The organism is Massilia sp. HP4 (assembly GCF_005222695.1).
GTDB lineage: Bacteria > Pseudomonadota > Gammaproteobacteria > Burkholderiales > Burkholderiaceae_D > Telluria.
On the sequence record NZ_STGG01000016.1, the window covers coordinates 1 to 25,726 of the forward strand.

The following is a 25,726-nucleotide window of genomic DNA, read 5'->3' on the forward strand; positions in this document are numbered from 1 at the left end:
CAGAGGCTGCATCAAACCCTGGGCTACCAAACGCCAGCCGCCGTCGATGCAGCATTCCGTGTGCTCAAATAGATGTCCGAGAAATCCGGACCACCTCAGGTCTGACATTCGGACACGACCTCAGCTTTAATTGACGTCTGAGAATGGCAATTCAATGCCTGCGGGGCTGATATTGTTGGGGCTGTGTCCGAATGTCAGACCTGACCCCCGTCGTGACCCCCGTCGTGTGGCCCCCGTCGTGTGGAAGAGCTGCGCAAGCGCCAGCGCGCGGGCGAGGGCATGCGCTTCATCACCATGTGCTCGGAGCATCCGGACGTGGTGGGTCATCCCGGCGTCGACGTCACCGGGCCCGATTACGACTGGAAGAAGCGGCGGCGCTAGTTCAGTTCAGCGGCAGGCGGCGCTTGAGGATCTTGCCGCTCGGCGCGGCCGGCAGTGCCTCCATGAACACGATGCGCGCCGGCCGTTTATAGGGCGCCAGGCGGGGACGCAACCATGCCTGCAGCACCGCCTCGTCCACCCCGTGCGCCTCGACGAAGGCGACGACCTCCTCCTCGGCCCCGGGCAGCGGCCGTCCAAGCACGGCCGACTGTACGACCGCCGGATGCGCGTTCAGCGCCGTCTCGACTTCTAGCGGATAGACATTGAAGCCGGAGCGGATGATCAGTTCGCGCGTGCGGCCCAGCAGGAACAATGCGCCGTCGGGATCCTGGCGCGCCAGGTCGCCCGTGGCCAGCCAGCCGCCCGCAGGCAGCGCCGCGGCAGTCGCTGCCGGGTCGCGGAAGTAGCCGCGCATGCGCCCCGGACTGCGAACCCACAGCTCGCCCGGCTCGCCCGGCGCCACCTCGCGGCCATCGCGCCCCACGATGCGCACCGCGACGCCGGGGATCGGCAGGCCGACCGACGTATCGGCGCGCGGGGCGTCGAGGCGGGTCTGGCTGACCGTCGGCCCGCCTTCGGTCAGGCCGTAGCCGTTGTGCAGCGGCAGGCCGAACATGGCCTCGACCGCGCGCTTGAGGGCCGGGTCGAGCGGCGAGCCGCCGGCGTAGCAGAAGCGCAGGCGTGACGGGATCGTGCCAGCGCCGTCTTCCTGCAGGGCCAGCAGGCGGGCATACATCGCCGGCACGCCCTGCACGATGGTCAGCTCGCCCGCCCGGATCGAGGCCAGCAGGGCCCCGGCGTCGAAGCGCGGCGCCAGCCGCACGCAGGCGCCCGCGTACAGGGTGCCGAGCAGCATCGAGGCCAGGCCATACACATGCGAGACCGGCAGCCCGCCCCAGGCGCGGTCGCTTGGCGCCAGGCCGCGCAGCCGGCTCGAGGTGGCGGCCACGAACAGCAGGCCGGCGTGGCTCAGCATCACGCCCTTGGGCTGGCCGGTGGTGCCGGTGGTGTAGACCAGGGCCGCGACCTGGTCGCCGCCCGGGGCCACCGGCTCGGGCGTGCAGGCGGTGTCCAGCGGGCCGGCCAGCACGCCGGGAAATTCGCCAGGGCAGGGCAGGGCGCCGGCGCGCGCGGCATGCCGCGCGGCGTCCGGCGAATTGCCGGTCAGGTACAGCACGCGGCGCGCGCCGCTGTGTTCACGGATGGTGGCCAGTTCGCCCTCGGAGAGGCGCGCGTTGACGTTGACGCTCCAGGCGTCGATGGCGGCGGCGGCGAACAGCAGCGCCACCTGGGCCACGCAGTTCTCGGCCACCAGCATCACGCGGTCGCCCGGACGCACGCCGAGTCCGCGCAGCAGCGCCGCATGCGCATCGGCGGCCGCCGCCAGTTGCGCATACGAGCATGCGCGGCCATCCTCGACCAGGGCCGGCGCGTCCGGCCTGTGGAGCGCGCGGTGGCGCAGGATGTCGCTGATGCGTCGGAAATCGGAGGGCTGCATGGTGCGAAGTTGCTGGACGAAAGGCGGATGTTATACCGCCCACGGGGCTCCATCGCAAGCGAGCTTGCATAAAAGTAAATGAATTCAGCCGTGCGCCGGCCTGGAGGTTTATACTATTTTTGTAAAACCGCCAACAAGAGGAGGCAATGTCTTGGCCAGGAAGGACGCAAGCGGCAATGCCATGCGCAGCGATGCGCGCCACGGTTCCGGCGCCGGCCGCCCGCTGCTGTCCGAGGCGCGCGCCGTCCTGACCCACGAGGTGCTGGCCATCGACGAGCGCGGGCGCCGCTCGACCATCGCCATCCCGGCCGAGCGGCCGCTGACGATCTACGTCGACCGGCGCGAACTGGTGACCCTGATGACCCTGGGCGGCGCGCCCGAGGCGCTGGTGCTGGGCTACCTGCGCAACCAGCGCCTGGTGCGCTCGCTCGCAGACATCGTGTCGATCCAGGTCGACTGGTCGGTGGACGCGGTGGCGGTGGTCACCCGCCACGGCATCGACGATGTCGAGGCGCGCACCGCGAAAAAAGTGGTCACCACCGGCTGCGGCCAGGGCTCGGTGTTCGGCGGCCTGATGGACGAGGTGGACCAGATCGCGCTGCCGCCGCATGCGCGGCTGGCGCAGTCCAGCGTCTACCGCATCGTCGATACCATCCGCACCCAGCAGTCGGTCTACAAGCAGGCCGGCTCGGTGCACGGCTGCGCCCTGTTCTCGGGCGGTGGCGAGCTGCTGTATTTCGTCGAGGACGTGGGCCGCCACAACGCGGTCGACGCCATCGCCGGCCTGATGTGGCTCGACGGCGTGGAGGGCGCCGACAAGGTGTTCTACACCACCGGCCGGCTCACCTCCGAGATGGTGATCAAGGGCGCGCAGATGGGCATTCCCTTCTTGCTGTCGCGCTCCGGCACCACGCAGATGGGCCAGATGGTGGCCGAGCGGGTCGGCATGTCGCTGCTGGCGCGCTGCAGCGGACGCCATTTCCTGCTGCTGGCCGGGCACGAGCGCCTGGTATTCGAGGCGCAACTGCTCGACACCCCCTACGTGCGGCCGGACCTGCGCGCCGACGCCGACCCACGCAGCTAGATGGCGCTGCTGGACGCCACCACGCACGCCTTCGCGCTGCTGTTCAGCGGCGACCCGGCCCTGTGGCACATCGTCTGGGTCTCGATCAAGACCAGTTTGCTGGGCCTGATGCTGGCCACGCCGCCGGCGGTGCTGCTCGGCTACCTGATCGCGATGCACCGCTTTCCCGGACGGCGCATCGCGGTCTGGCTGGCCCAGGCCGCGCTGTCGCTGCCCACTGTCCTGATCGGCCTGCTGCTGTACCTGATGCTGTCGCGGCGCGGACCGCTGGGCGGGCTCGAATGGCTGTTCTCGCAGCCGGGCATCGTGCTCGGACAGCTCATCATCGGCCTGCCGGTGCTGCTGGCCTTCACGCTGGCGGCAGTACAGGCGCTCGACCCGCGCTACGCCGAGACCGCGCATGCCCACGGCGCTTCGCGCCTGCGCGTGATGTTCACCGTGCTGCACGAGGCGCGCTACGGCGTGATGGCGGCCGTGATCAGCGGCTTCGGGCGCGTGATCTCGGAAGTCGGCTGCGCGCTGATGGTGGGCGGGAATATCGAGGGCGAGACGCGCACCATCACCACCGCGATCGCGCTCGAGACCAGCAAGGGCGAGTTCGCCCAGGGCATCGCGCTGGGCATCGTGCTGGTGACGCTGGCGCTGTTGATGAACGGCGTGCTGGTGCTGCTGCAGGGCGAGGCGCACAACCCGGGAGCGAGACTATGACTGCTGCCGTGCCTCCGTTATTGACCGTGCATGGCCTGCGCAAGGCCTACGGCGAGCGCCTGCTGTTCGACATCGAACGGCTCGCCATCGACAGGGCCGGCGCCTACGTGCTGACCGGCGCCAACGGCAGCGGCAAGAGTACCTTGCTGCGCATGCTCGGCGGCCTGGAACGGTGCGACGCCTGCACGGTCGAATTCGAGGGGCGCCGCCTGCCGTTGTATCCATATCCGGGCGAGCTGCGGCGCGGCATCGTCTACGTGCACCAGCACCCGATCATGTTCTCGACCAGCGTCGGCCACAACATCGCCTACGGCCTGCTGGCGCGCGGCGTCGACCGGCAACTGGTGCGAGGCCTGGTCGACGAGGCGATGGCCTGGGCCGGCGTGCTGCACCTGCGCGACAACATCCCGGCGCGCCTGTCGGGCGGCGAGAAGCAGCGGGTGGCGCTGGCGCGCGCCCGCGTGCTGCAGCCGCGCCTGCTGCTGCTGGACGAACCGACGGCCAATCTCGACGGCGCGGCGCGCGAGCAGGTCATCGCGCTGATCCCGACCCTGGTCGAGCAGGGCGCCAGCGTGGTGATGGCCTGCCACGACCGCGACCTGATCAACCTGCCCGGCGTGCGGCGGCTCAAGCTGCGCGAGGGGCAGTTGGAAGTGCGATAAACCCCATTACAACAAGGAGAAAACCATGCAACGCCGTTCGCTGTTAGCCGTCCTGCTGTGCGCCGCCTTCGCCTCGCCTTCGGTGCTGGCGCAAGAAGTGATCCGCCTGTCGACCACCACCAGCACCGAGAACTCGGGCCTGCTCAAGCACCTGCTGCCGGTGTTCGAGGCCAAGACCAGGACCCGTGTCCACGTGATCTCGGTCGGCACCGGCAAGGCGCTCGAGCTGGCCAGGAACGGCGATGTCGACGTGACGCTGGTCCATGCGCGCGAGATGGAAGACAAGTTTGTCGAGGAAGGCTGGGGCGTGGACCGGCGCGACGTGATGTACAACGACTTCATCGTGGTCGGCCCCGAGGCCGATCCGGCGCGCATCAAGGGCGCGAAGGATGTCGTGGACGCTTTCAAGCGCATCGCGGCGACAGACGTCAGGTTCATCTCGCGCGGCGACAACTCGGGCACCGACACGATGGAAAAGGGCTATTGGCAGCGCGCGGCGGTCAAGCCGCAGGGCGCCAATTACGTCTCGGCCGGCCTGGGCATGGGCGAAGTGCTGAACATGGCGGCCGAGATGCGCGCCTATACGCTGACCGACCGTGCGACCTATGGCGCCTATAAGGCCAGGACCGGGCTGGCAATCGTGGTCGAGGGCGACAAGCGCATGTATAACCCCTACGGCATCATCGCGGTCAATCCGGCCAAACACGCCGGCGTGAACTACAAGGGCGCAAAGCAGCTGATCGAGTGGATCACCTCCCCCGAAGGGCAGGCCCGCATCGCCTCGTTCAAGCCGGCGGGCGAGCAGTTGTTCTTCGCGCCGGAGCGCTGACGCTACTTTAGCGCGACGGGTCGTTCATGCCGGTCAGGCTCAGCACCTGGCCGTCCTCGGTCACGACGCCATCCTTGAGCACGATGGTCGAGGCGCCGCTCACATCCGGCAGTTCGAGTTCGATGGTGTCGCCGCGCTGCACGAAGCTGCCGCGTGCCGAACAGGTGCCGAACATGGGCGTCGGCCTGACGCCTGAAGCATCGGCCAGCAGGAAGAAGAACAGCGTCTCGCAGCTGTTGCCGCGACCGCCGCTGCTGGCCATCAGGATGGCTTCCTTGCCGCCCGAGAGCGTAAAGCTGCGCAGCGGGAACTGCCAGCCGGCGTCCTCGCCGCTGAACAGCACCCGGCCGCCCAAGGTAAGGGCGCGGGCGCCATTTGCATCGGTACGGCGGTCGAGGAGGCCGGCGACGGTCGACAGCGACGCTGGCAGCTTGTCGGCATTGCTGTCGACCAGGCCACGCTCGGTTACCGGCCCGCCATCCGTGTCGGCCCGCGTCTGGGTGGCCGCGGGCGGCTCCTCGTACAGCGCTTCCTCGGGGGCGACAAAGGCGCCTACCACCATGAGCAGGGTGAAGGCGATCATGATGCCGATGCCCCACTGCGACCATCTGCGCTGGACCCGGTTGAAGTGTTCGAGGCTGTCCCATTGCTTGTTTTTCCAGGCCATCTCGCGGCCCTTGAAACCCAGCCAGATCGCGACGATCCAGCCGAGATAGGGCACGAAGGCCAGCAGGCCGATCCAGGTACGGTTGCCGATCGCCCAGATCCCGTTGAGGAAGAAGGCGCCCCAGCTCCAGCCTTTCACGCCGTCGGGCATGCCGTCCGGCGTCCCGGGAACAGGGACGGGCGCGTCGCGCTTGTCGAGGTTGACGGCGGCCGGGGCCTCGCTGCCGGCCTTGTGGCCGCAGACCGAGCAGAAGGCGGCGTCCGGCGCCATCTGCGCGCCGCAATGTGAACAGAACATGGGTGCTTTCCTGCTGTTGACGAAGAAAAGCGGCGCCGCGAACTTCGCGGCGCCGCAGGGCGATTATAACGATCGTCGCAGGCGCTAATGTCACTTATTCCCACATAGGGTGCGATCAGATCGATCGCGGATCGGTCTCGCGCGCGAACACGCGGTGGCCGGCCAGCGCGGTCTTGAACGCGATGAGTGCGGCGTCGGCATTGGCAGGGTCGCCCAGGAACAGGCCCGGATCGGCGAACCGTCCGGCAGCTTGTGCGGGACCGAGGCCCTGGACAGCAGATCGGATCATCGACCGTTCAGGCTACGACCTCGGAAAACTGCACGTCGATCGCTTCGCCCATTTGCCGCCATTCATGGAAGCGCCGGCGCTGTACTCGCTGTTGCTCCACATTGTTCTGAACTTCTTCCACGTCGGCCTGGAGCTCAAGGAAGCCGGCAAAGAATTGTTCGACAAAGCGTGGTCCATCGAGGAGCTGGACCAGTTCCTCGCGCTGCCTTTCGAAGTTATCGACCATCTTGGCCATGGCCTTCTGGAACTCTTCGCGGCGCTTGGCCTGTTCCCAGCTGTCCCATGCTTCCAGCGCAAGGCCGACGACCGCCAGCGCACCATTCACGCCCTTGGCAAGGTTCGTCGCTCCCCAGGGTTTGAACTTCAGCATTTTTCCAAGGTCAAGCCCGATGTATTTGGCGGCAGTCACGATGCCGTCGCGTGTTGCAAGAACGGTGGTGTTGTTGACCACCTTGCTCTTGACCAGGTAATCCAGGCCCTGCTTGCCGAACTGCGTAACGGTGGAGTTGAAGTGATTGACCTCGGCATCGAAGCCGATCTTCATATTGCTGATTTCCTGTGTGACGGATTTTAGCTGGCGTTCGAATTCATTTTGCAGGCGGGTTGATACCATGATGCCGTTGCTGCCGACCTCGCGTTCAAAGAAGTCCGGGAAGGTATCCATGTTGACGCCTTTGGCCTGGAGAATCAGGTCGGCGAAATAGTCGATCACGAAGCTGCGCAGGCTGATGCGCGTATCGACGATCTGCGACTTGGCGCCGAGCAGCTGCTTTTGCAGGCGCACGCTCATGCTCTCCAGCTTGTCGACTTCGGCGGCGATGCGCTTGTCGTTCTGCACCGCCACCGGCAGCTGCTTGGACAGCACGTCGCGGATCACGCTTTTCCTGGTTTCGCTGACGATCACTGAGGCGCCACCATTTGCCGCGATCTTTTCCGACGTCGCCGCTTGCAACAGCCCGATATGCGACAGCGCCTTGAACTGGTCGAGATTCGAAAGCCAGTGTTCGGTTCCCAGGTCGAATGGATTGGCGGCCACGCCGACGATCGACAACTGGGTTGCTTCATCGGCCTGCAGGGCGATCAGTTCGGTCAGGCGGCCACGCACATTGTCCTGCTTGACCGCCAGGTTCTGTCGATACTGGTGCTCGTCCTCGACGTCCGCCACTTCATCGAACCGGCTCAGCACGAACACCGTGCGCGGCAGCAGGTTCAGCGTGCGGAACAGCCACACCAGGTCATCCTTGTGGCTTTGCTTGATCGGATTGGTCGGATCCATCACGTACAGGACCAGGTGCGCCTCGCTGACGTATTTCTTGGTGATGTCCTTGTATTTCTCGAGCGCGTGCGTTTCGGCGTTCACCTGTTCCTTGAATCCGAACAGGCCCGGCGTGTCGATCAGCACGAAATCCTGGCCGACCTCGTAGATGCGTACCTCATTCGACGATTCCTGGTGACTGATGTTCATGGTGGACTTGTCGAGCTTTTCCATCCATGCGGCCGCGATCGATGTCTTGCCGTCGGAAAAACCGCCCACCAGCGCCACCTTGAGTTTTTCGCCTGCAACGGTATTGACCGCGGTGTCGAGCTTCTGCTGCACGCTGGGATCGATCTGTACACCGACCTGAGCCCCCATGTGCAGGAAGTCTCCCAGCTTTTTCAATATCTCCAGCGATTTCGATTGTTGTGCCTTGAATGCACCGAGCGTGTTTTCCATTACAGAGTCCCTGCGGTTTCGATTTTCTTGGAAAGGTTTTTGAGTTGACGCTCGGACTTGCCGAGCATCGTGACGACACTGGCGATCTGGGCCGCCGGCTTATCCAGCACCGCTTTCAGGGCCTCGACCTTCGGCTCAAGCTGCGGTAAAGCAGCGGCCAGGCTGTCGTTCAGGGATTCGCGCATCTTGTCGGCGATATTGTCCAGGTTCGAATTGGCCGATTTGCGCTGCTGCGATTTCTTGTAATCCGAGCTGAAGAATCCGATAACTGCCTTGACCGCACCGGCCAGTACCGTGATGGCGCCAATTGCCAGCACTACCCAACCGGCTGGATTCCAGATCATCAGCGCGCCGCCAACCAATGCGCCCAGCAGGCCGGGAATATTAATACCGTTGTCGATATCGATCTTCAGGTCGAGCTTGCCGCCAAGTCCGGTGACGCGGATGTTTCCATAGGCGTCCATCAGTTCGGCCGCGAAGGTCTGGAAGCGTTTGACGATATCGTCGATCTGGACCTGGAATTTCTCGACCTCCTTCTGCATGATGCCCGGCAGCTCGGCGACCAGCGTGGCCTGTTCCCTGGCGATGAACCGCTCCAGCGCATCCTTGAAATCGTCGTTGCTGATGTCGCCCTCGATCTCGTCGTAGATTTTCTTGCGCACGTTATTGTTGAACCGGGAGATCGCGCTCTCGCCCTGCGATTCGAGCCGCGACTTGAGTGCATCGAGCGCGGTCTCGAGCTGCATTTGCGCTTGTTCGGCATCCTTTTTCAGTTCTTTGCCGAGCGGTGTGAAGGATTCGCGCAGGGTCTTCGAAACTTCGTCGATGGTGCCGCGGACAACCTGGTTCGCCTTGTTGTAATTGGAGCGGGTAATCTTGCGCTTGAAGTCCCTCACCAGGTCGGTCAGCAGCAGCTCGCGAAAAGCCGCGACGCCTGACCGCTCGAGTAACTCCTGTCCGCTTCGCTTTGCCATGAACTTGGCCTTGTTGGCGGCGTTCTGCGAGTCGGGCACGAGACACGATGCGGCTGCAAGGAACGCCGGATAGGCGCTCAGTGCCACCGTACCGCGATATTGCTCACCCAGGACTTCATGCATCCGGCGATCGAGATCCTGCAGGCTGGCCTGTTCGTCGTCGCTGACCAGGCGATCCGCCTTGAGCTGGATCGGATTCGTGACACGCTTGTTATAAACCGTCCATACCTCGGTTTGCGCACCAAGGTGCTGCCTGATCTTTTCCAGCGTTCCGGGCTGGCGGTCATCGCCTTTTTGCGGCGCTGCGGCCTTGTTGGTGACGTAGAAAACAGCATGCGCTTTTTGTACGCCGGCCAGGATGGCGTCCATCACGCGGGTTTCCTTGCCTTCGATGCCGGGCACGTCGAGTAATGCGAACCGCTGTTCGCCGTTCGAGAAATGATACGGGGTGGTGTCGAGCGTAAAGTCCGAGGTGCCGTTACCGATGATGGCGCCGTCGGCACGGCTTTCGAGAAGCGCCAGCGACGCTTCGGCCTGCTTTAGCGACTGTTCGCGACCTTCATGTTCCTGCCGCGCCGCGCGTTGTTGCTGTTCAAGCGCGGCGGCTTCCTGGCGCTTGGCGGCTTCGGCAGCCTGCAGTTCCTTTTCCAGGTGTGCAGTTTCCTTTTGCTGCGGCAGCTTGATGAAGAGATCGAGCAGCTTGCGCCATACGGATGCTGTTTCCTTATGCCGGGCGATTTGCTGTCGCAACTCATCGACGCGCTCGCGCTGGATGTGGGTTTGGCGAGAGAAATGATCGTCCAGTGCATCCAGGCTGGCCTGGCAGGTTGAACAAGCTTGCGCGGCTTCTTCGACGGCATTGCGCATCTGCGCCAGATGTTCCCCACTAATGCCGTATTTCTGCTGTAGATCCCTGAATTCCTGCTGCTGCGCCAGTTTCCCGGATTCGTTCAGCAGCATCCGCATCGTTTCGATGATGGTGGATTTACCGGCGTTCGTTTCGCCGTAAAAGGCGATGGTGAAGGTGTCCCATTCGGCATTCTTGCTCAGCGATTCGATGTTGCCGCGCAAATCCTTACTGAGTTCGCTGAAGATCTGGACCGCTTTATCTTTCGCTTGCGAAGTATCCTTATCAGAGGGTAAGTCTTTCAAGCTTTGTAAAACAGTATCCAGCTCCGATAAGACACTAATGTAAATATCTTTAGGTAACTGCAAATCCATGGCGCATATCCCATTCAAACAGGCCGGTTGAATGGGTATTTTATTTCCAAAACGCAAAAATGCGAAATAGAAATTTATTTTTCACCTAGGAAAAACTGAAAGACGTGTATTCGCTTACATGAGGATCACGTCGTACTGTTCCTGGTGATACCCTTTTTCGACCTGCAACGAAATGCGCTTGCCGATAAAGTCGCCCAGCATCGCCAGATGCTGCGATTCTTCTTCCAGGAACAGGTCGATCACCTCTTGCGAGGCGACAATGCGGAATTCGCGCGGGTTGAACTGCTTGGCTTCGCGCAGCAGCTCGCGCAGGATCTCGTAGCAGATCGTGCGGCTGGTCTTGACTTGCCCCTTGCCCGAGCAGGCCGGGCAGGGTTCGCACAGGATGTGGGCCAGCGATTCGCGGGTGCGCTTCCTCGTCATCTCGACCAGGCCCAGGGCCGAGAAGCTGCTCACCGAGACCTTGGTGCGGTCGCGCGCCAGGGTCTTCTTCAGCTCGGCCAGCACCGCGTTGCGGTGCTCGTTGTTCTCCATGTCGATGAAGTCGAGGATGATGATGCCGCCCAGGTTGCGCAGGCGCAGCTGGCGCGCGATGGCGTGCGCCGCCTCCAGGTTGGTCTTGAAGATCGTGTCGGCGAAGTTGCGCCCGCCGACGTAGCCGCCGGTATTGACGTCGATGGTCGTCATCGCCTCGGTCTGGTCGACGATCAGGTAGCCGCCCGATTTCAGGTCGACGCGCCGGCCCAGCGCGCGCAGGATCTCTTCTTCCACGCCGTACAGGTCGAACAGCGGTCGCTCGCCCGTGTAGTGCGCCATGCGCGACAATACGCTCGGGGTATAGACCTGGGCGAATTCGGCCAGCTTGATGAAGTTCTCGCGCGAGTCGACCTGGATGCTGGCCGTCTCGTCGTGCACGAAATCGCGCAGCACGCGCTGGGCCAGGCTCAGGTCCTGGTACAGCAGGGTGGTGGGCGGCAGGGTGCGGGCGCCCTGCACGATGGCGCCCCAGGTCTTGCGCAGGTAGTCGACGTCGGCCCCGATATCGTCGCTTGATGCTTCCTCGGCCATCGTGCGCACGATGTAGCCGCCTTTTTCGTCGGCCGGCAGCAGGCTTTGCAGGCGCGCGCGCAGGCGTTCGCGCTCGGCTTCCTTTTCGATCTTCTGCGAGATCCCGATATGCTGGTCTTGCGGCAGGTACACCAGCATGCGCCCGGCGATCGAGATCTGGGTCGACAGGCGCGCGCCCTTGGTGCCGATCGGGTCCTTGATGACCTGCACCGTCAATACCTGGCCGTCGAACAGCAGTTTTTCGATCGGGGTCGGCGGGGCATTGCCGCCGTCGTGGCTGCGCGCTTCCCAAATGTCGGCCACGTGCAGGAAAGCGGCGCGCTCCAGGCCGATGTCGATGAAGGCCGACTGCATCCCCGGCAGCACGCGCACCACCTTGCCCAGATAGACGTTCCCCGCCAACCCGCGCGTGAGCGTGCGCTCGATGTGCAGCTCTTGCACCGCGCCCTGCAGGACCAGCGCCACGCGCGTTTCCTGCGGTGTGATGTTGATGAGGATGTCTTCGTTCATGGATCCTGCCGTGCGTATTGTTCAGGATGACATGATACACCCCGAAGGGGGCGCCGTAGGGTCGGCGGCTCTGCCGCCGACGCGGTGATGGTTGGCCGTGAAATCAGCCGGCACGAACACAAAGATTAAATCGCCAACCCGGCCTTGCGCAGCAGGTTCGCGGTCTCGAACAAGGGCAGCCCCATGATGCCGGAATGGCTGCCCTCGATATGCTCGATGAACAGCGCAGCCGGGCCCTGGATGCCATAGGCGCCGGCCTTGTCATACGGTTCGAGGGTGGCGCAATAGGCCCTGATCTGCGCCGCAGTCAAGGTGGCGAAGCGCACGTTCGACACCTGCGTGACCTGCTCGGTCACGTTCTGGGCGTGCACCGCGACCGAGGTCAGCACCTGGTGGGTGCGGCCGGACAGGCGTTCGAGCATTGCCACCGCCTCGCGGATATCGGCCGGCTTACCGAGGATCTCGCCGTCGATCGTGACAGTGGTGTCGGCTGTCAATACAGGGCGCAGCGGCTGGCGCCGCTGCAGCAGGAGGTTGTAGGCGAAGGCGCCCTTGGCGCGCGCCACGCGTGCCACATAGGTGTGCACGTCTTCGCCCGGCAGTACGTCTTCGCTGACGTCGACCACGCGGCCCGGATCGCTGCGCAGCAGCATCAGTTCAAAATCCACGCCGATCTGGCGCAACAGTTCGCGCCGGCGCGGGCTTTTCGAGGCGAGGTAGATTTTATTCTGGTTTTTCATCGCGGGTTGGTTCGGCGTCGAGCCGTTCAGACACGGTGGTAGGGATGATTCTGGGTGATCGACCAGGCGCGGTAAAGCTGTTCCGCCAGCATGACCCGGACGATTCCGTGCGGCAGGGTCATGCTGGAGATGCGGATCAGCCCTTCAGCGCGCGCCTTCAGCTCGGGATCGAGGCCGTCGGCGCCGCCGATCAGGAAGGCGGTGTCGCGGCCGTCGCGCTGCCAGGTTTCAAGCTGTTGCGAGAGCCCGACGCTGGTCAGGTCCTTGCCGCGTTCGTCCAGCGCGACGATGCGCACGCCCTTCGGCAGCGCCGCCTCGATGCGCTCGCGCTCGAGCGCCATCGCGGTGGCGGCGGTCTTGCTGCCGGAGCGCTCGACCGGCTTGATTTCCTTGAGCACGATGCGCAGCTCGGGCGGCATGCGCTTCGTGTACTCGGTGAAGCCGGACTCGATCCAGGCCGGCATCTTGTGGCCGACCGCGGCAATGATCAACTGCATGCCTCGCCCTTACTCGGCATCCTTCTTGATGCGGCGGATCACCTTCTTGACCGGTGCGGCGGCTTCGGCGGCAGGTGCGGCCTTCGGTGCGGCGGCCTTGCTCACGCGCTTCGGCGGCTTGGCCTTGGTCGCTTCGACGGCGGCGACTTCGGTCTTGCTCGGCGCGACCTTCACGGTCTTGCCGGTCGGGACTGCCTTGGCGGCTGCCTTCTTCGCGGCCGGCTTCCTGGCGGCAGCCGTCTCGGTCGTGGCGGCCTTGGTCGCGCGCTTGGCGGCCGGCTTGCGTTCGTTGACCGGCTTGGCGGCTTCTTGCGCCTGGTTGGCGGCCAGGTGCTTCGACTTCGGCTTGGCGGCGTCGGCATCGATGCCCTCGGCGGTCGACTTGCGCTTGGCGGCGCCCAGCTTGACCGGCTTCTCGCCCCAGATCTCTTCGAGGCGGTAGTACTGGCGGATCGCGGGCTGCATGATGTGGACGATCATGTCGCCCAGGTCGACCAGCACCCATTCGCCGGTGTCTTCGCCTTCCATGCCGATGACGTCGCCGCCGGCAGCCTTGACCTTGTCGCGCACCGAAGCGGCCAGCGCCTTGGTCTGGCGGTTCGAGGTGCCCGAGACCACGGCGATGCGGTCGAACAGGCTGGTCAGGTGGGTCGTGTCGAACAGGACGATGTCCTGGCCCTTGACGTCTTCGAGGGCGTCGACCACGAGGGTTTGCAGTTTCTTGATATCCATTAGTTTTTGTACAGGTTATGTTGTTGAATATAGTCTAGCACTTGCGCCATCCCGAGCGCGCTTGCATCCGCGCCGGAGTGCAAGGCCGTCCGGAGCTGGCTGGACGAGAGGTCCACATCCAGCGTCGGCGCGAGGCAGACTTTTCCGTGCGCCAGCAGGCGCACGGTGTCGGGCGTTGCAAGCCGCGCCGACAGTTCTTGGGCCACCATGGGTGGCAATGCTTCTTGCGCCAGGTCGTAGCCTGGACGCGTCGCCACGCCCAGGTTGGCGAGGGCAAACAATTCGCGCCATTCGTTCCAGCTGTCGAGCTTGCGCAACTGGTCGGCGCCCATCAGGAACACGATCGAGGCCCGCGGGCCCAGCTCCGCGCGCAACACGCGCAGGGTTTCGACCGTGTAAGTCGCGCCTTTACCCTGTTTTGTGCGTTCGACTTCCTGCAGGTCGATCGTCACCGGCAGCGCCTCATTGCGCAGCGGTGCGAAGGCTAGTTCGAGCATCGCGATGCGGTCCGCATCGCCGGCTTCGAGGCCGGTCTTTTGCCACGGCTGGCCGGCCGGCAGGATGCGCAGCAGGTCGGGCCGCAACAGCCGGGCGAACAGCTGCGCCAGCGCGACGTGGCCCCGGTGCACCGGATCGAAACTGCCGCCCAGGACGGCGATGCAGCGGTTGCGGCCAGGCGCGCCGGCGGCCCCGGTCACGGCGCCAGCCAGTCCCGGTGCACCAGGAAGTCGGAATACAGGCGTGCCTCGGGGCTACCGGGTTCGGGATGCCAGTCGTAGCGCCATTTGACGATCGGCGGCATCGACATTAGGATCGCTTCGGTACGCCCGCCCGACTGCAGGCCGAACAGGGTGCCACGGTCCCAGACCAGGTTGAATTCGACGTAGCGCCCGCGCCGGTAGGCCTGGAAGTCGCGCTCGCGTTCGCCATACGGCTGGTCCTTGCGGCGCTGCAGGATCGGCAGGTAGGCATCCAGGAAGCGTTCGCCCACGCTCTGCACCAGCGCATACGATTGCTCGAAGCCGAGTTCATTGAAATCGTCGAAGAAGATGCCGCCCACGCCGCGCGGTTCCTTGCGGTGCTTGAGATAGAAGTAATCGTCGCACCAGGTCTTGAAGCGCGGATGCAGCTGTTCTCCAAAAGGCGCCAGCGCATCGTGGCAGACCTGGTGGAAGTGGCGCGCGTCGTCCATCTCGCCATAATACGGGGTCAAATCCATGCCGCCGCCGAACCACCAGACCGGCTCCTTGCCGGGCGCGGTCGCCTCGAAAAAGCGCACGTTCATGTGCACCGTGGGCGCGTACGGGTTACGCGGGTGCAGCACCAGCGACACGCCCATCGCTTCCCAGGCGCGGCCGGCCAGTTCCGGACGCACGGCCGTGGCCGATGGCGGCAGTGCCGCGCCGCGCACGTGCGAGAAGTTCACGCCGCCGCGTTCGAACACATTGCCTTCCTCGACCAGGCGCGAGATGCCGCCGCCGCCTTCGGGGCGCACCCATTCGTCGCGCAGGAACGGTTTGCCATCGACCTGTTCGAGACCGTGGACGATGCGCGCCTGGAGCTCGAGCAGCCAGGCCTTGATGGCGGCGGGATGGGGGGAAGACATGGGGATTTGACCGGGGAATGAAAAGTGCGCAGATTGTACACCTGCGCACCTGGTAGTTATATCTGGCGTTCGTGGTGGCCGGGCTTTACTTCACGCCACGCCAGCCGATGTCGCGCCGATACTGCGCGCCATTGAAGTGGATTTTCTCGACGGTCTCGTAGGCCTGCTTCTGCGCCATCTTGACACTGTCGCCCAGGCCGACTACGCACAGCACGCGCCCGCCGCTGGTCTGCAGCTTGCCGTCCACCAGGCGGGTGCCAGCGTGGAAGGTGACGCATTCCGGGACCTCGGCCGGGATGCCGTCGATGACGTCTCCCTTGCGCGGGTTGTCCGGATAGCCGGCGGCGGCCATCACGACGCCCACGGCGGTGCGGCGGTCCCATTCCAGCTCGACCGTGTCGAGGGTGCCGTTGCAGGCATGTTCGAGCACGGTGGCGAAGTCGCTTTTCAGGCGCGCCATGATCGGCTGGGTTTCCGGGTCGCCCATGCGGCAGTTGAATTCGAGCGTGCGCGGGTTGCCTTCGGCATCGATCATCAGGCCGGCGTACAGGAAGCCGGTGAACGGGATGCCGTCGCGCGCCATGCCCTGGATGGTCGGGTTGATGATCTCGCGCATCACGCGCGCATGCATCGACGGCGTCACGATCGGCGCCGGCGAATAGGCGCCCATGCCGCCCGTGTTCGGGCCCTGGTCGGCATCCTTCAAGCGCTTGTGGTCCTGGCTGGTGGCCAGCGCCAGCACGTTCTTGCCATCGCACATGACGATGAAGCTGGCTTCTTCGCCGGCCAGGAACTCCTCGATCACGATGCGGGCGCCGGCGTCGCCGAAGGCGTTATCGGACAGCATGTGGTCGACCGCGCCATGCGCTTCCTCGAGCGACATCGCGACCACCACGCCCTTGCCGGCGGCCAGGCCGTCGGCCTTGATGACGATCGGCGCGCCATTGGCGTCGATGTAGGCGTGGGCCGCGGCGGCATCGGAGAAAGTCTCGTATTTGGCGGTAGGGATGCCGTGGCGGTGCATGAAGGCCTTGGCGAAGTCCTTCGAGCTCTCGAGCTGGGCCGCTTCGCGGGTCGGGCCGAAGACCTTGAGGCCGCGCGAGCGGAACAGGTTGACGATGCCGGCCGCCAGCGGCGCTTCGGGGCCGACCAGGGTCAGGGCCACGCCCTCGGCCACCACGAAGTCGGCCAGCGCTTCAGGGTCGCTCAGGTCGACCGTCACCAGGCGATCGTCGAGCGCGGTGCCGCCATTGCCGGGCGCGACGAAGACCGTCTGGGCGCGTTCCGATTGGGCCAGTTTCCACGCCAGCGCGTGTTCGCGGCCGCCCGAGCCGACTACGAGGATTTTCATATTGCGTACCAAGGTTATTCTTCGATCACGGCGTTGGTGAACACTTCCTGGACGTCGTCCAGGTTTTCGAGCGCATCGAGCAGTTTCTGCATCTTGACCGCGTCTTCGCCCGTGAACACGGTCTCGGTCGCGGGCTTCATGATGACTTCGGCCACTTCGGCCTTGAAGCCGGCAGCTTCCAGAGCCCCTTTGACGCTCGCGAAGGCGTGCGGATCGCACAGCACTTCGAAGCCGCCTTCTTCATCGGCGGCGACGTCGTCGGCGCCGGCTTCGAGCGCGGCTTCCATCAATTTGTCTTCTTCGACGCCCGGCGCGAACAGGAACTGGCCGGTGTGCGTGAACATGAAGGCGACCGAACCCTCGGTGCCCATATTGCCGCCGAACTTGCTGAAGGCGTGGCGCACTTCGGCCACGGTGCGTACGCGGTTGTCGGTAAGGCAGTCGACGATGATCGCCGCGCCGCCGATGCCATAGCCTTCGTAGCGCACTTCTTCATAGTTGACGCCTTCGAGTTCGCCCGAGCCGCGCTGGATCGCACGGGTGACGTTATCCTTCGGCATATTCGCATCAGCCGCCTTCTCGACCGCCAGGCGCAGGCGCGGGTTGGACGGGATATCGCTGCCGCCCATGCGCGCGGCCACGGTGATCTCCTTGATCAGGCGCGTCCAGATCTTGCCGCGCTTGGCGTCGGTAGCGGCTTTCTTATGCTTGATATTGGCCCATTTGCTGTGTCCAGCCATGTCGAGGATTCCTTAGACGGTATGCAAGAGTGGCCGGTATTTTAGCATAGGCCCCTCTTGCAAAATCGTCGCCCGGCACGGCTTCGACTGTCATGGAAACAACAGTCGGGTTCCCAGGGCGAGCAGCGCCAGGCCGCCCGCGCAGGCGATCCAGTGGCCGCTGACGAGGCGGATCTCGGCCAGCACGAACAGGCCGACGACGACGATCGCGGCCGGGTTGTCCGGCCCGGCGGCCAGCAGCAGGAGCATCAGGAGCCAGCAACAGCCCAGGCATTGGCGAGCATGAAACGCGCCGCGCCCCAGCGCGCCGGCCAGGCCGTCGCGCCAGCCGGCCAGGATGCCGGGTAGTGGCGCCCGACAGTGCTCCAGGCAGGCATGCTTGGCGGGTGTCCACTGGTAGACGCCGGCCGCCACCATGGCCAGGCCGAGGAGAAGGGGGTGGCGCACCGCGCCGCTGGGGCCGGACTCGTGCAAGGTCCATTGGACGATCGCGGCCAGCAGGGCGAAGCCGGTCCAGGCGCCCAGGTAGCCGAGCACGAACAGGGCCGTGCGCAGGCGCGCGCGCTGGGCCGCGCGGTGGCCGGCCAGGCGCGCGAACAGCACCGTGGCGCGGCTGGCCAGCGGCAGCATCAGCGCCGTACACAGGCCGGCCCAGGTCAGGAACACCAGCACCAGCTGGGCGGCCTGGTAGGCCAGGGAGGGCGCCGCGATGGCCGCGGCAGCATTGGCAGCATTGGCGGTATTGGCGGCGCTGGCCGTGCCGCCGGCACTTGCGGCGGCGCCGGCGGTAGCGGCGGCATCGGCCAGCGGTTGGGTGCTGAGCACCAGGCCGCCCAGCACCAGGCCGGCCCAGCACAGGCTGGCCAGCAGCGAGACTGCGATCAGGGCCAGCAAGACCATGCGGTCGCGGCCCAGGCGTGCTTCGACGTCGCTCAGGTTCATTGCAGCGCTCCCGGTGGACCCGCGCGCTCTGTCATGAAGGTCATGATGATTTCTCCTTTTGGTTGAGGTGCATCTTTTCGACCCTGTGCCGCATGGCCCGTTCGGCGAACGCGGCCGGATGCGGCTTGACGCCGAGGCCGCCGTCGCCGGATGAGCCCAGGGCCAGGGGCCGGCGGTGCAACTCCCTTACCACGCCCCACTCGCCACGCCGCCGCGATCGACCCGGGCATCGTGTCGAACTTCGGCGTTGCCGCCACAGCCGTGCGCCGACCTTGATCGTGTTCAGAACGCCAGGGCGCCGAAGGTGGTTTGAATGGCAGCGTGCGCAATTGCGGTATTCTTATATGCCAACCTCCCGTGCATCCGGGACCACTTGCCGCTGCCAGACATGACCACCAAAACCCAGACCACCATCCCGCGCATCGCGCTCATCGCGCACGACAAGAAGAAGGACGACATGATCGCGCTCGCCGCCGAGTACCGCGCCTTCCTGCAGGGCTGCACCCTGTCGGCTACCGGCACCACGGGCGGGCGCCTGATCAACGAGCTGGGCCTGGCCGTCGAGCGCAAGCACTCGGGGCCAATCGGCGGCGACCTGCAGATCGGTTCGTTGCTGGTCGATGGCCTGATCGACTGCGTGATCTTCTTGCGCGACCCGATGACGCCGCAGCCGCACGAACCCGATATCAACGCCCTGGTGCGCGCCTGCGACGTGCACAACATCCCGTGCGCGACCAACGTCTCGACCGCGCGCCTGGTGCTGTCGCAGCTGATGGGTACCACTAGCTAAAGGAGAACGCCATGCTCGCCAAAGCGATCCGGATCGCCGCCACCGGCGGCCCAGAAGTGATGGAGTATGTCGAGGTCGAGGCCCCCGCGCCCGGCCCCGGCGAAGCGCGCATCGTCCAGCACGCGATCGGCCTGAACTTCATCGACGTGTATTTCCGCACCGGACTCTACCCGCAGCCGCTGCCCGGCAGCCTGGGCAAGGAAGGCGCCGGCGTGGTCGAGGCGGTGGGCGAGGGCGTCACCCACGTCAAGCCGGGCGACCGCGTGGCCTATGCCGGCGGCCCGCTCGGCGCCTATGCCAGCGCGCGCACCATGCCGGCCCGCTTCCTGGTCAAATTGCCGGACGCGATCGCCTTCGACACGGCGGCCGCCATGATGCTGCAGGGGCTGACGGTGCAGTACCTGCTCCGTCAAACCTACCGGGTCGAGGCCGGCGACACGATCCTGTTCCACGCCGCGGCCGGCGGCGTCGGCCTGATCGCCTGCCAGTGGGCGCGCGCGCTCGGCGTGACGCTGATCGGCACCGTGGGCTCGAAGGAGAAAGGCGAGCTGGCCTTGCGCCATGGCGCGGCCCACGTCATCAACTACAACGACGAGGACATCGTGGCGCGTGTGCGCGAGATCACCGGCGGCGAAGGCGTGCCGGTGGTGTACGACTCGGTGGGCAAGGACACCTTCACCGCCTCGCTCGACTGCCTGCGGCGCCGCGGGCTGATGGTCAGCTTCGGTAATGCCTCGGGCGCGGTGCCGCCGTTTGCCCCGGCCGAGCTGTCGAAACGCGGCTCGCTGTTCCTGACCCGGCCGACCCTGTTCGACTACATGGCCACGCAAGAAGAGCAAGAAGCGATGACGGCCGAGCTGTTCGGGATGGTCGCCGGCGGCCAGGTGACGGTCGAGGTGCACCAGCGCTTTTCGCTGGCGCAGGCGGCCGATGCGCACCGCGCCCTGGAAGCGCGCCGCACGACCGGTTCGACGGTGCTGCTGCCATGAGGGACGCCCGTGACGACGATCCCGTGGCGCCCGCGCCGCCGCCGACGCCACCGGCGGGCGACGGCGCGCCGAAGTTCGGCCGCCTGCTGATCGTGCTGGCGCTGGCCATGCTGATGGTCGTGGCGCTGACCTTCGGTTCCGAAGCTTATTTCACTTGACGCCATGGGCGACTTCAACCGGGCATACGAACAGGTATTCGTCCCCGGCCGCCTGACGGTCGGGCTGATGACGCCCATGCAGGGGCAGCCCGGTGCGCTGGCCGACCTCGAACTGGCGCAGCAGCATGCGCGCCTGGCCGATGCGCTGGGCTTTGCCGCCCTGTGGACCCGCGACGTGCCGCTCATGATCCCGCAGGGCAGCGCGAATGAGACGGCGGCGCTGGACGATCCCTTCCTGTGGCTGGCCGCGCTCGCGGCGGTGACGCAGGATATCGTGCTGGCCAGCGGCGCCATCGTGCTGCCGCTGCGCCATCCGCTGCACGTGGCCAAGGCGGCCTTGACCCTGGACCGGATCAGCCACGGCCGCCTGCTGCTGGGCGTCGGTTCGGGCGACCGTCCGGAAGAATTCGCGCGCTTCGGGGCCGACCTGGAAACGCGCGAGCTCGCCTTTCGCGAGCATTGGGAGGCCGTCCGTGCGGCGCTGGAGCCGGGGCCGGGCGCCGGCGTCGAGAAGGGGCAGTACCGCGTGCTGCCGCCGCCGCAGGCGCGCATCCCGATGATCGCGGTGGGCAGCGCGCGCCAGTCGCTGCAGTGGATCGCCGAACATGCCGACGGCTGGGCGAGTTATCACCGCGAAGAAGACCGGCAGAAGGGCCGCATCGCCCTGTGGCATATGGCGCAGGACCAGCGCGCGCCTGGCCTGCGCAAGCCCTTCGTCCAGTCGGTGCAGCTGGACTTGCTGGACGACCCGGCGGCGCCGGCCGAAGCGATCGAACTCGGCCTGCGCACCGGGCGCCACGCGCTGGCCGCCTATCTCGAGCGCATGCGCGAACTCGGCGTCGCGCACATCCTGTTCAACCTGCAGCGGGGACCGCGGCCGGTCGACGATGTGCTGCGCGAACTGGGCGAACACATCCTGCCGCAGCTGTGAATCCCTTGTCTGGATACCGGTACCATAGTATTCGGTGATGCTGGCCTTCCCGCGGCGACGGAATCCTTTCCACGTCGCCTGATTGCCACGTATTTTGTTGACACAGCAAAAATGTCCCGCTACGATGACCGTTCAATATGATACCGGTACCAAACAATCCACGGAGTCGCCGGTCAACGGAGGAGATGACAATGAAGCTTTTCGGTAAAGCACTGGGGGGAGCCTTGTGTGCGCTCGCCCTGGCGTGGCAGCTGCCTGCATCGGCACAGGCCCAATCTACCGCCCCCGCGGCCGCCGCGGCCGCCGCGCCGGCCGCGGGCAAGCCGGTCGCCACCGGCACTGCGCCGCTGCTGCAGAACATCTACAACCGCCAGCACCTGAGCCTGAACGGCCGCTGGAACTACATCATCGACCCCTACGAGATGGGCTATTACGACTACCGTCACGAGCCCTTCGATGCCTCGCCGACCGGCAAGGGCGGCTTCTACGAAGACCTCCAGGCACGTAACAAGGACCATGTGGTCGAGTACAACTTCGAGCTGTCGCCGACGCTCAAGGTGCCGGGCGACTGGAATTCGCAGGTCGAGAAGCTGTCGTTGTATGAGGGCACGGTGTGGATGCGGCAGGTGTTCAACGCCGAGCCCAGGGAAGGCAAGCATTACTTCCTCTACTTCGGCGCCGTCAACTACCAGGCCCACGTCTACCTGAACGGCAAGAAGCTGGGCACGCACAAGGGCGGCTTCACGCCCTTCCAGTTCGACGTCAGCGGCAAGCTGAACAAGGGCCGCAACTTCGTCGTGGTCAAGGTCGACAATATGCGCCACCAGGACGAGATCCCGACCGTGAACACCGACTGGTGGAACTACGGCGGCATCACGCGCGACGTGCTGCTGGCCGAAGTTCCGGCCACCTATATCGCCGACTACAAGGTGCAGCTGGCCAAGGGCGACCTGAAACGCATCGAGGGCTTCGTGCAGCTGGCCGGCGCCCAGCCGCAGCAAAGCGTCAGCGTGAACATCCCCGAGGCCGGCATCAAGACCACGGTCAGGACCGACGCCAATGGCCGCGCCGACTTCAAGATCCCAGTGGACAAGCTGCGCTACTGGTCGCCGGAAGACCCGAAACTGTACGGCGTCGAGATCGCCGCCGCGCAGGATACCGTGAAGGACAAGGTGGGCTTTCGCACCATCGAAACGCGCGGCAAGGACATCCTGCTGAACGGGAAGTCGATCTTCCTGCGCGGGATCTCGCTGCATGACGAGAATCCGCTGGTCCAGGGCCGCCTGCGCGGCGAGGCCGATATGCGCATGATGCTGCAGTGGGCCAAGGAGCTCAATTCGAACTACGTGCGCCTGGCGCACTACCCGCACAGCGAACAGATGTCGCGCCTGGCCGACGAGATGGGCCTGCTGGTGTGGGCCGAGGTGCCGGTGTACTGGACCATCTCGTGGACCAACCCCGACACCTTCCGCAACGCCCACCAGCAGCTGACCGATATGGTGGTGCGCGACAAGAACCGCGCCAGCGTCGTCATCTGGTCGATCGGCAACGAGACCCCGGTGGGTGAATCGCGCAATGCCTTCATGGGCAAGCTGGCCGACACCGTGCGCGGCCTGGACGACACCCGCCTGGTGGCGGCGGCGCTCGAGGTGCACCGCGAGGGCAAGGAAGTCATGGTCGAGGATCCGCTGGCCGACAAGCTCGACCTGGCCGCCTTCAACGAGTACGCCGGCTGGTACTGGAGCAACAACAAGGAGATGCTGACCTTCCGCTTCAAGATCAAGTACGACAAGCCGGTGGTGATCAGCGAATTCGGCGCCGATGCGCTGGGCGGCTACCACGCCGATGCCGACACCCGCTGGAGCGAGGAATACCAGGACCAGCTGTACAAGAACCAGTTCAAGATGCTCACCGCCATCCCCGGCCTGCGCGGCATGACGCCCTGGATCCTGGCCGACTTCCGCTCGCCGCGCCGCCAGCACCCGTACTTCCAGGATTTCTGGAACCGCAAGGGCCTGATCTCGGACACCGGCCAGAAGAAGAAAGCCTTCCATACCTTGAAGGAGTTCTACGACCAGATGCAGAAGAAGTACCAATAAGGGGCCGGGCATGACGAGAATGACCAAGACCCTGCTGGCAGCGGCTGCGCTGCTGGCCTGCGCGACCGGCGCATCGGCGAACGACCGCCAGATCCAGCAACAAGTCGACGCGCTCATGAAGCGCATGACGCTCGAGGAAAAGGTCGGCCAGCTGCACCAGCTGTCGGGCCGCCAGATGACGGGGCCGGGCAGCGAGAAATTCAGCGACAAGCTGGCCGACATCCGCGCCGGCAAGGTCGGCTCGATGCTGAACGTGAAAGGCGTGGCCGAGACGCGCGAGATCCAGGCGCTGGCGCTGCAGTCGCGCCTGAAAATCCCGCTGCTGTTCAGCCTTGACGTCATCCACGGCTACAAGACCGTGTTCCCGGTGCCGCTGGGAGAATCGGCGTCCTGGGACCTGGAAGCGATCGAGCAGTCGGCGTATATCGCCGCGAAGGAAGCCGCCGCCAGCGGCATCCACTGGACCTTCGCGCCGATGGTCGACATCGGCCGCGATCCGCGCTGGGGCAGGGTGATGGAGGGCGCCGGCGAGGATACCTACCTGGGTTCGCGCATCGCGGTCGCCCGCATCAAGGGCTTCCAGGGCGAGAAGCTCGGCGCGCTGGACCGCATCATGGCCACCGCCAAGCACTTCGCCGGCTATGGTGCCGCCATCGCCGGCCGCGACTACAATGCGGCCGACATGAGCGAGCAGCAGCTGCACGAAGTCTACCTGCCGCCGTTCAAGGCGGCAGTCGACGCCGGCGTGGCCACCTTCATGAACTCGTTCAATACGCTCAACGGCGTGCCGGCCACCGCCAGCAGCTATCTGCAGCGCGACATATTGAAAGGGCAGTGGCAGTATCCCGGCTTCGTCGTCAGCGACTGGGCCTCGGTCAAGGAGCTGGTCGAGCATGGCTATGCGGCCGACCTGGCGCAGGCGGCCGAGCAGGCCATCAATGCCGGCAGCGACATGGATATGGAGGGCTATGCCTTCACCCGCCACCTGGCCGAGCGGGTCAGGACCGGCAAGGTGAAGCAATCGGTGCTGGACGACGCCGTACGCCGCGTGCTGACCAAGAAGTTCGAGCTCGGGCTGTTCGACGATCCCTACCGCTACTCGGATGCGGCGCGCGAGAAAGCGGTCATCAACGATCCTGGACACGCACGCATCGCACGCGACGTCGCCCGCAAGTCGCTGGTGCTGCTCAAGAACGACAATGGGGCGCTGCCGTTCGCCACCGGCCTGAAGTCGCTGGCGGTGATCGGACCGCTGGCCGAGGCCAAGCGCGACCTGGAAGGCGGCTGGATCGTCGCGTCCGACGAAAGCCGCGTGGTGAGCCTGGTCGAGGGGATCCGCGCCCAGCTGTCGCCGCAAACCAGGCTGACCGTCGCCAGGGGCTGCGACGTGGCCTGCGTCGACACGGGCGGATTCGACGCCGCGGTGGCGGCGGCCAAGGATGCCGAAGCCGTGCTGCTGGTGATCGGCGAATCGTGGGACATGAGCGGCGAGGCCAAGTCGCGGGTCGATATCGGCCTGCCCGGGCGCCAGGCGGCGCTGTTCGACGCCCTGGCCGCCACCGGCAAACCGGTGGTCGTGGTGATGATGGCCGGTCGCCCGCTGGTGTTCGAGAACGTCGCCGCGAAGGCGGCGGCGATCCTGTACGCCTGGTTCCCCGGCGCCCAGGGCGGCAATGCGGTGGCCGACGTGCTGTTCGGCGCCTACAACCCGTCGGGCAAGCTGCCGATGACCTTCCCGCGCAGCGTGGGCCAGATCCCGATCTCCTACCAGCAGTACCGCACGGGACGGCCGGTGCTCAATGAGGCGAACATCGTCTACCGCTCGGCGTACATCGATTCGCCGAACACGCCGCGTTATGCCTTCGGCCATGGCCTGAGCTATACCAGCTTCGCCTACAGCGACCTGGCCGTCAGCCGGCCGTCGATGCGGCAGGGCGACAAGGTGACGGTGTCGTTCACGCTGGCCAATACGGGCAAGCGTGCCGGCGAAGAGGTGGCGCAACTGTATATCCGTGACCCGGTGGCCTCGGTGGTGCGGCCGCTGATGGAACTGAAGGGTTTCCAGAAGCTAAAGCTGGAACCGGGCGAGCGGCGCACGGTGCGCTTCGAGATCGACCGCGACACGCTGGCCTTCCACGACAGCCGCCTGAAATGGGTGGCCGAGCCGGGCGAGTTCGAGCTGATGGTGGGCACGGCCTCGGATGCGATCCGACTGCGCGGAAAGCTCACGCTGTCGGACTGATGTTACC

Annotated in this window: 25 protein-coding genes; 11 read left to right on the forward strand and 14 right to left on the reverse strand. The window is 65.5% G+C overall.

Going from position 1 to position 25,726, the window contains the following annotated elements; genetic code table 11:
- The first annotated feature begins 240 nt into the window (after positions 1-240).
- Entirely contained in the window at positions 241-381 is a 141-nt protein-coding gene (locus E8M83_RS25900; protein WP_170976742.1) for a hypothetical protein, read from the forward strand.
- A 1-nt stretch (position 382) separates the two neighbouring features.
- Here E8M83_RS25900 and E8M83_RS08945 read toward each other — a convergent pair whose 3' ends face one another.
- On the reverse strand, positions 383-1,879 hold the full coding sequence (locus E8M83_RS08945) for a class I adenylate-forming enzyme family protein (RefSeq protein WP_137173020.1): 1,497 nt from the start codon (positions 1,877-1,879) through the stop codon (positions 383-385).
- A 181-nt stretch (positions 1,880-2,060) separates the two neighbouring features.
- On the opposite strand from E8M83_RS08945, the gene E8M83_RS08950 reads away from it, so the two are divergent.
- The 4 genes from E8M83_RS08950 to E8M83_RS08965 are packed head-to-tail and all read left to right on the forward strand — an operon-like array spanning position 2,061 to position 5,162.
- Positions 2,061-2,963, forward strand: a complete 903-nt coding sequence (locus E8M83_RS08950; RefSeq protein ID WP_373995042.1) for a formate dehydrogenase accessory sulfurtransferase FdhD — start codon at positions 2,061-2,063, stop codon at positions 2,961-2,963.
- A complete protein-coding gene (locus E8M83_RS08955; protein ID WP_137173021.1) occupies positions 2,964-3,671 on the forward strand; it encodes an ABC transporter permease in 708 nt (235 codons plus the stop codon). It begins immediately after the preceding gene.
- Between the two features lie 8 nt (positions 3,672-3,679).
- Complete coding sequence (locus tag E8M83_RS08960; RefSeq protein ID WP_373995041.1) at positions 3,680-4,333, forward strand: energy-coupling factor ABC transporter ATP-binding protein; 654 nt, start codon at positions 3,680-3,682, stop codon at positions 4,331-4,333.
- A gap of 25 nt (positions 4,334-4,358) precedes the next feature.
- On the forward strand, positions 4,359-5,162 hold the full coding sequence (locus E8M83_RS08965) for a substrate-binding domain-containing protein (RefSeq protein ID WP_137173023.1): 804 nt from the start codon (positions 4,359-4,361) through the stop codon (positions 5,160-5,162).
- Positions 5,163-5,169: 7 nt separating this feature from the next.
- On the opposite strand, the gene E8M83_RS08970 is transcribed toward E8M83_RS08965, so the two are convergent.
- The 13 genes from E8M83_RS08970 to E8M83_RS26470 all read right to left on the reverse strand — a co-directional run bounded on the left by E8M83_RS08970 (position 5,170) and on the right by E8M83_RS26470 (position 18,510).
- Positions 5,170-6,126: a zinc ribbon domain-containing protein gene (locus E8M83_RS08970; RefSeq protein WP_137173024.1), complete on the reverse strand. Its 957-nt coding sequence runs from the start codon at positions 6,124-6,126 to the stop codon at positions 5,170-5,172.
- 115 nt (positions 6,127-6,241) lie between these two features.
- The gene (locus E8M83_RS25905; RefSeq protein WP_170976741.1) at positions 6,242-6,415 is read right to left on the reverse strand and encodes a hypothetical protein; all 174 of its coding nucleotides are present in this window, start codon (positions 6,413-6,415) and stop codon (positions 6,242-6,244) included.
- 7 nt (positions 6,416-6,422) lie between these two features.
- Entirely contained in the window at positions 6,423-8,129 is a 1,707-nt protein-coding gene (locus tag E8M83_RS08975) for a LeoA/HP0731 family dynamin-like GTPase (protein WP_137173025.1), read from the reverse strand.
- Positions 8,129-10,324: a hypothetical protein gene (locus tag E8M83_RS08980; protein WP_137173026.1), complete on the reverse strand. Its 2,196-nt coding sequence runs from the start codon at positions 10,322-10,324 to the stop codon at positions 8,129-8,131. Before E8M83_RS08980 ends, E8M83_RS08975 begins: the two co-directional genes overlap by 1 nt.
- A gap of 114 nt (positions 10,325-10,438) precedes the next feature.
- The gene (gene rng / locus E8M83_RS08985) at positions 10,439-11,902 is read right to left on the reverse strand and encodes a ribonuclease G (RefSeq protein ID WP_137173027.1); all 1,464 of its coding nucleotides are present in this window, start codon (positions 11,900-11,902) and stop codon (positions 10,439-10,441) included.
- A gap of 125 nt (positions 11,903-12,027) precedes the next feature.
- Positions 12,028-12,642: a nucleoside triphosphate pyrophosphatase gene (locus tag E8M83_RS08990; RefSeq protein ID WP_137173028.1), complete on the reverse strand. Its 615-nt coding sequence runs from the start codon at positions 12,640-12,642 to the stop codon at positions 12,028-12,030.
- Between the two features lie 26 nt (positions 12,643-12,668).
- Positions 12,669-13,139, reverse strand: coding sequence for a 23S rRNA (pseudouridine(1915)-N(3))-methyltransferase RlmH (rlmH, locus tag E8M83_RS08995; protein ID WP_109346453.1), 471 nt, complete (start codon positions 13,137-13,139; stop codon positions 12,669-12,671).
- Positions 13,140-13,148: 9 nt separating this feature from the next.
- The gene (gene rsfS / locus E8M83_RS09000; RefSeq protein ID WP_137173029.1) at positions 13,149-13,871 is read right to left on the reverse strand and encodes a ribosome silencing factor; all 723 of its coding nucleotides are present in this window, start codon (positions 13,869-13,871) and stop codon (positions 13,149-13,151) included.
- Positions 13,871-14,569: a nicotinate (nicotinamide) nucleotide adenylyltransferase gene (nadD, locus tag E8M83_RS09005; RefSeq protein WP_137173030.1), complete on the reverse strand. Its 699-nt coding sequence runs from the start codon at positions 14,567-14,569 to the stop codon at positions 13,871-13,873. Before nadD ends, rsfS begins: the two co-directional genes overlap by 1 nt.
- A complete protein-coding gene (gene hemF, locus E8M83_RS09010; protein ID WP_137173031.1) occupies positions 14,566-15,477 on the reverse strand; it encodes an oxygen-dependent coproporphyrinogen oxidase in 912 nt (303 codons plus the stop codon). The genes nadD and hemF overlap by 4 nt, the downstream gene beginning before the upstream one ends.
- A gap of 85 nt (positions 15,478-15,562) precedes the next feature.
- Positions 15,563-16,828: a phosphoribosylamine--glycine ligase gene (gene purD, locus E8M83_RS09015; protein ID WP_137173032.1), complete on the reverse strand. Its 1,266-nt coding sequence runs from the start codon at positions 16,826-16,828 to the stop codon at positions 15,563-15,565.
- A 14-nt stretch (positions 16,829-16,842) separates the two neighbouring features.
- Entirely contained in the window at positions 16,843-17,568 is a 726-nt protein-coding gene (locus E8M83_RS09020; protein ID WP_137173033.1) for a YebC/PmpR family DNA-binding transcriptional regulator, read from the reverse strand.
- A gap of 90 nt (positions 17,569-17,658) precedes the next feature.
- Entirely contained in the window at positions 17,659-18,510 is an 852-nt protein-coding gene (locus tag E8M83_RS26470; RefSeq protein ID WP_137173034.1) for a DUF2182 domain-containing protein, read from the reverse strand.
- Positions 18,511-18,898: 388 nt separating this feature from the next.
- Here E8M83_RS26470 and E8M83_RS09030 point away from each other — a divergent pair, with 388 nt between their 5' ends.
- The 6 genes from E8M83_RS09030 (at position 18,899) to E8M83_RS09050 (ending at position 25,719) form a co-directional block, all read left to right on the forward strand.
- Positions 18,899-19,300 (forward strand): methylglyoxal synthase, encoded by a 402-nt coding sequence (locus E8M83_RS09030; RefSeq protein ID WP_137173035.1) that lies wholly within the window; start codon positions 18,899-18,901, stop codon positions 19,298-19,300.
- Between the two features lie 11 nt (positions 19,301-19,311).
- Positions 19,312-20,289 (forward strand): quinone oxidoreductase, encoded by a 978-nt coding sequence (locus E8M83_RS09035; RefSeq protein WP_137173036.1) that lies wholly within the window; start codon positions 19,312-19,314, stop codon positions 20,287-20,289.
- Positions 20,286-20,447, forward strand: a complete 162-nt coding sequence (locus E8M83_RS25910; RefSeq protein ID WP_170976743.1) for a hypothetical protein — start codon at positions 20,286-20,288, stop codon at positions 20,445-20,447. Before E8M83_RS09035 ends, E8M83_RS25910 begins: the two co-directional genes overlap by 4 nt.
- 4 nt (positions 20,448-20,451) lie before the next feature.
- A complete protein-coding gene (locus E8M83_RS09040) occupies positions 20,452-21,378 on the forward strand; it encodes a TIGR03571 family LLM class oxidoreductase (protein WP_137173037.1) in 927 nt (308 codons plus the stop codon).
- 191 nt (positions 21,379-21,569) lie between these two features.
- Entirely contained in the window at positions 21,570-23,477 is a 1,908-nt protein-coding gene (locus tag E8M83_RS09045) for a glycoside hydrolase family 2 protein (RefSeq protein WP_137173077.1), read from the forward strand.
- 10 nt (positions 23,478-23,487) lie between these two features.
- Positions 23,488-25,719, forward strand: a complete 2,232-nt coding sequence (locus E8M83_RS09050; RefSeq protein ID WP_137173038.1) for a glycoside hydrolase family 3 N-terminal domain-containing protein — start codon at positions 23,488-23,490, stop codon at positions 25,717-25,719.
- Positions 25,720-25,726 lie beyond the last annotated feature (7 nt).

Coding starts and splice junctions, on each gene's coding strand:
- E8M83_RS09035 (WP_137173036.1), top strand. CDS start 19,312: ATGCTCGCCAAAGCGATCCGGATCGCCGCCACCGGCGGCCCAGAAGTG.
- purD (WP_137173032.1), bottom strand. CDS start 16,828: ATGAAAATCCTCGTAGTCGGCTCGGGCGGCCGCGAACACGCGCTGGCG.
- rng (WP_137173027.1), bottom strand. CDS start 11,902: ATGAACGAAGACATCCTCATCAACATCACACCGCAGGAAACGCGCGTG.
- E8M83_RS25905 (WP_170976741.1), bottom strand. CDS start 6,415: ATGATCCGATCTGCTGTCCAGGGCCTCGGTCCCGCACAAGCTGCCGGA.
- E8M83_RS08965 (WP_137173023.1), top strand. CDS start 4,359: ATGCAACGCCGTTCGCTGTTAGCCGTCCTGCTGTGCGCCGCCTTCGCC.
- E8M83_RS08945 (WP_137173020.1), bottom strand. CDS start 1,879: ATGCAGCCCTCCGATTTCCGACGCATCAGCGACATCCTGCGCCACCGC.
- E8M83_RS25910 (WP_170976743.1), top strand. CDS start 20,286: ATGAGGGACGCCCGTGACGACGATCCCGTGGCGCCCGCGCCGCCGCCG.
- E8M83_RS08950 (WP_373995042.1), top strand. CDS start 2,061: ATGCGCAGCGATGCGCGCCACGGTTCCGGCGCCGGCCGCCCGCTGCTG.
- E8M83_RS26470 (WP_137173034.1), bottom strand. CDS start 18,510: ATGAACCTGAGCGACGTCGAAGCACGCCTGGGCCGCGACCGCATGGTC.
- E8M83_RS09045 (WP_137173077.1), top strand. CDS start 21,570: ATGAAGCTTTTCGGTAAAGCACTGGGGGGAGCCTTGTGTGCGCTCGCC.
- E8M83_RS08980 (WP_137173026.1), bottom strand. CDS start 10,324: ATGGATTTGCAGTTACCTAAAGATATTTACATTAGTGTCTTATCGGAG.
- E8M83_RS09040 (WP_137173037.1), top strand. CDS start 20,452: ATGGGCGACTTCAACCGGGCATACGAACAGGTATTCGTCCCCGGCCGC.
- rsfS (WP_137173029.1), bottom strand. CDS start 13,871: ATGGATATCAAGAAACTGCAAACCCTCGTGGTCGACGCCCTCGAAGAC.
- E8M83_RS09030 (WP_137173035.1), top strand. CDS start 18,899: ATGACCACCAAAACCCAGACCACCATCCCGCGCATCGCGCTCATCGCG.
- E8M83_RS08955 (WP_137173021.1), top strand. CDS start 2,964: ATGGCGCTGCTGGACGCCACCACGCACGCCTTCGCGCTGCTGTTCAGC.
- rlmH (WP_109346453.1), bottom strand. CDS start 13,139: ATGCAGTTGATCATTGCCGCGGTCGGCCACAAGATGCCGGCCTGGATC.
- E8M83_RS08970 (WP_137173024.1), bottom strand. CDS start 6,126: ATGTTCTGTTCACATTGCGGCGCGCAGATGGCGCCGGACGCCGCCTTC.
- E8M83_RS09020 (WP_137173033.1), bottom strand. CDS start 17,568: ATGGCTGGACACAGCAAATGGGCCAATATCAAGCATAAGAAAGCCGCT.
- E8M83_RS09050 (WP_137173038.1), top strand. CDS start 23,488: ATGACGAGAATGACCAAGACCCTGCTGGCAGCGGCTGCGCTGCTGGCC.
- E8M83_RS08990 (WP_137173028.1), bottom strand. CDS start 12,642: ATGAAAAACCAGAATAAAATCTACCTCGCCTCGAAAAGCCCGCGCCGG.
- hemF (WP_137173031.1), bottom strand. CDS start 15,477: ATGTCTTCCCCCCATCCCGCCGCCATCAAGGCCTGGCTGCTCGAGCTC.
- E8M83_RS08975 (WP_137173025.1), bottom strand. CDS start 8,129: ATGGAAAACACGCTCGGTGCATTCAAGGCACAACAATCGAAATCGCTG.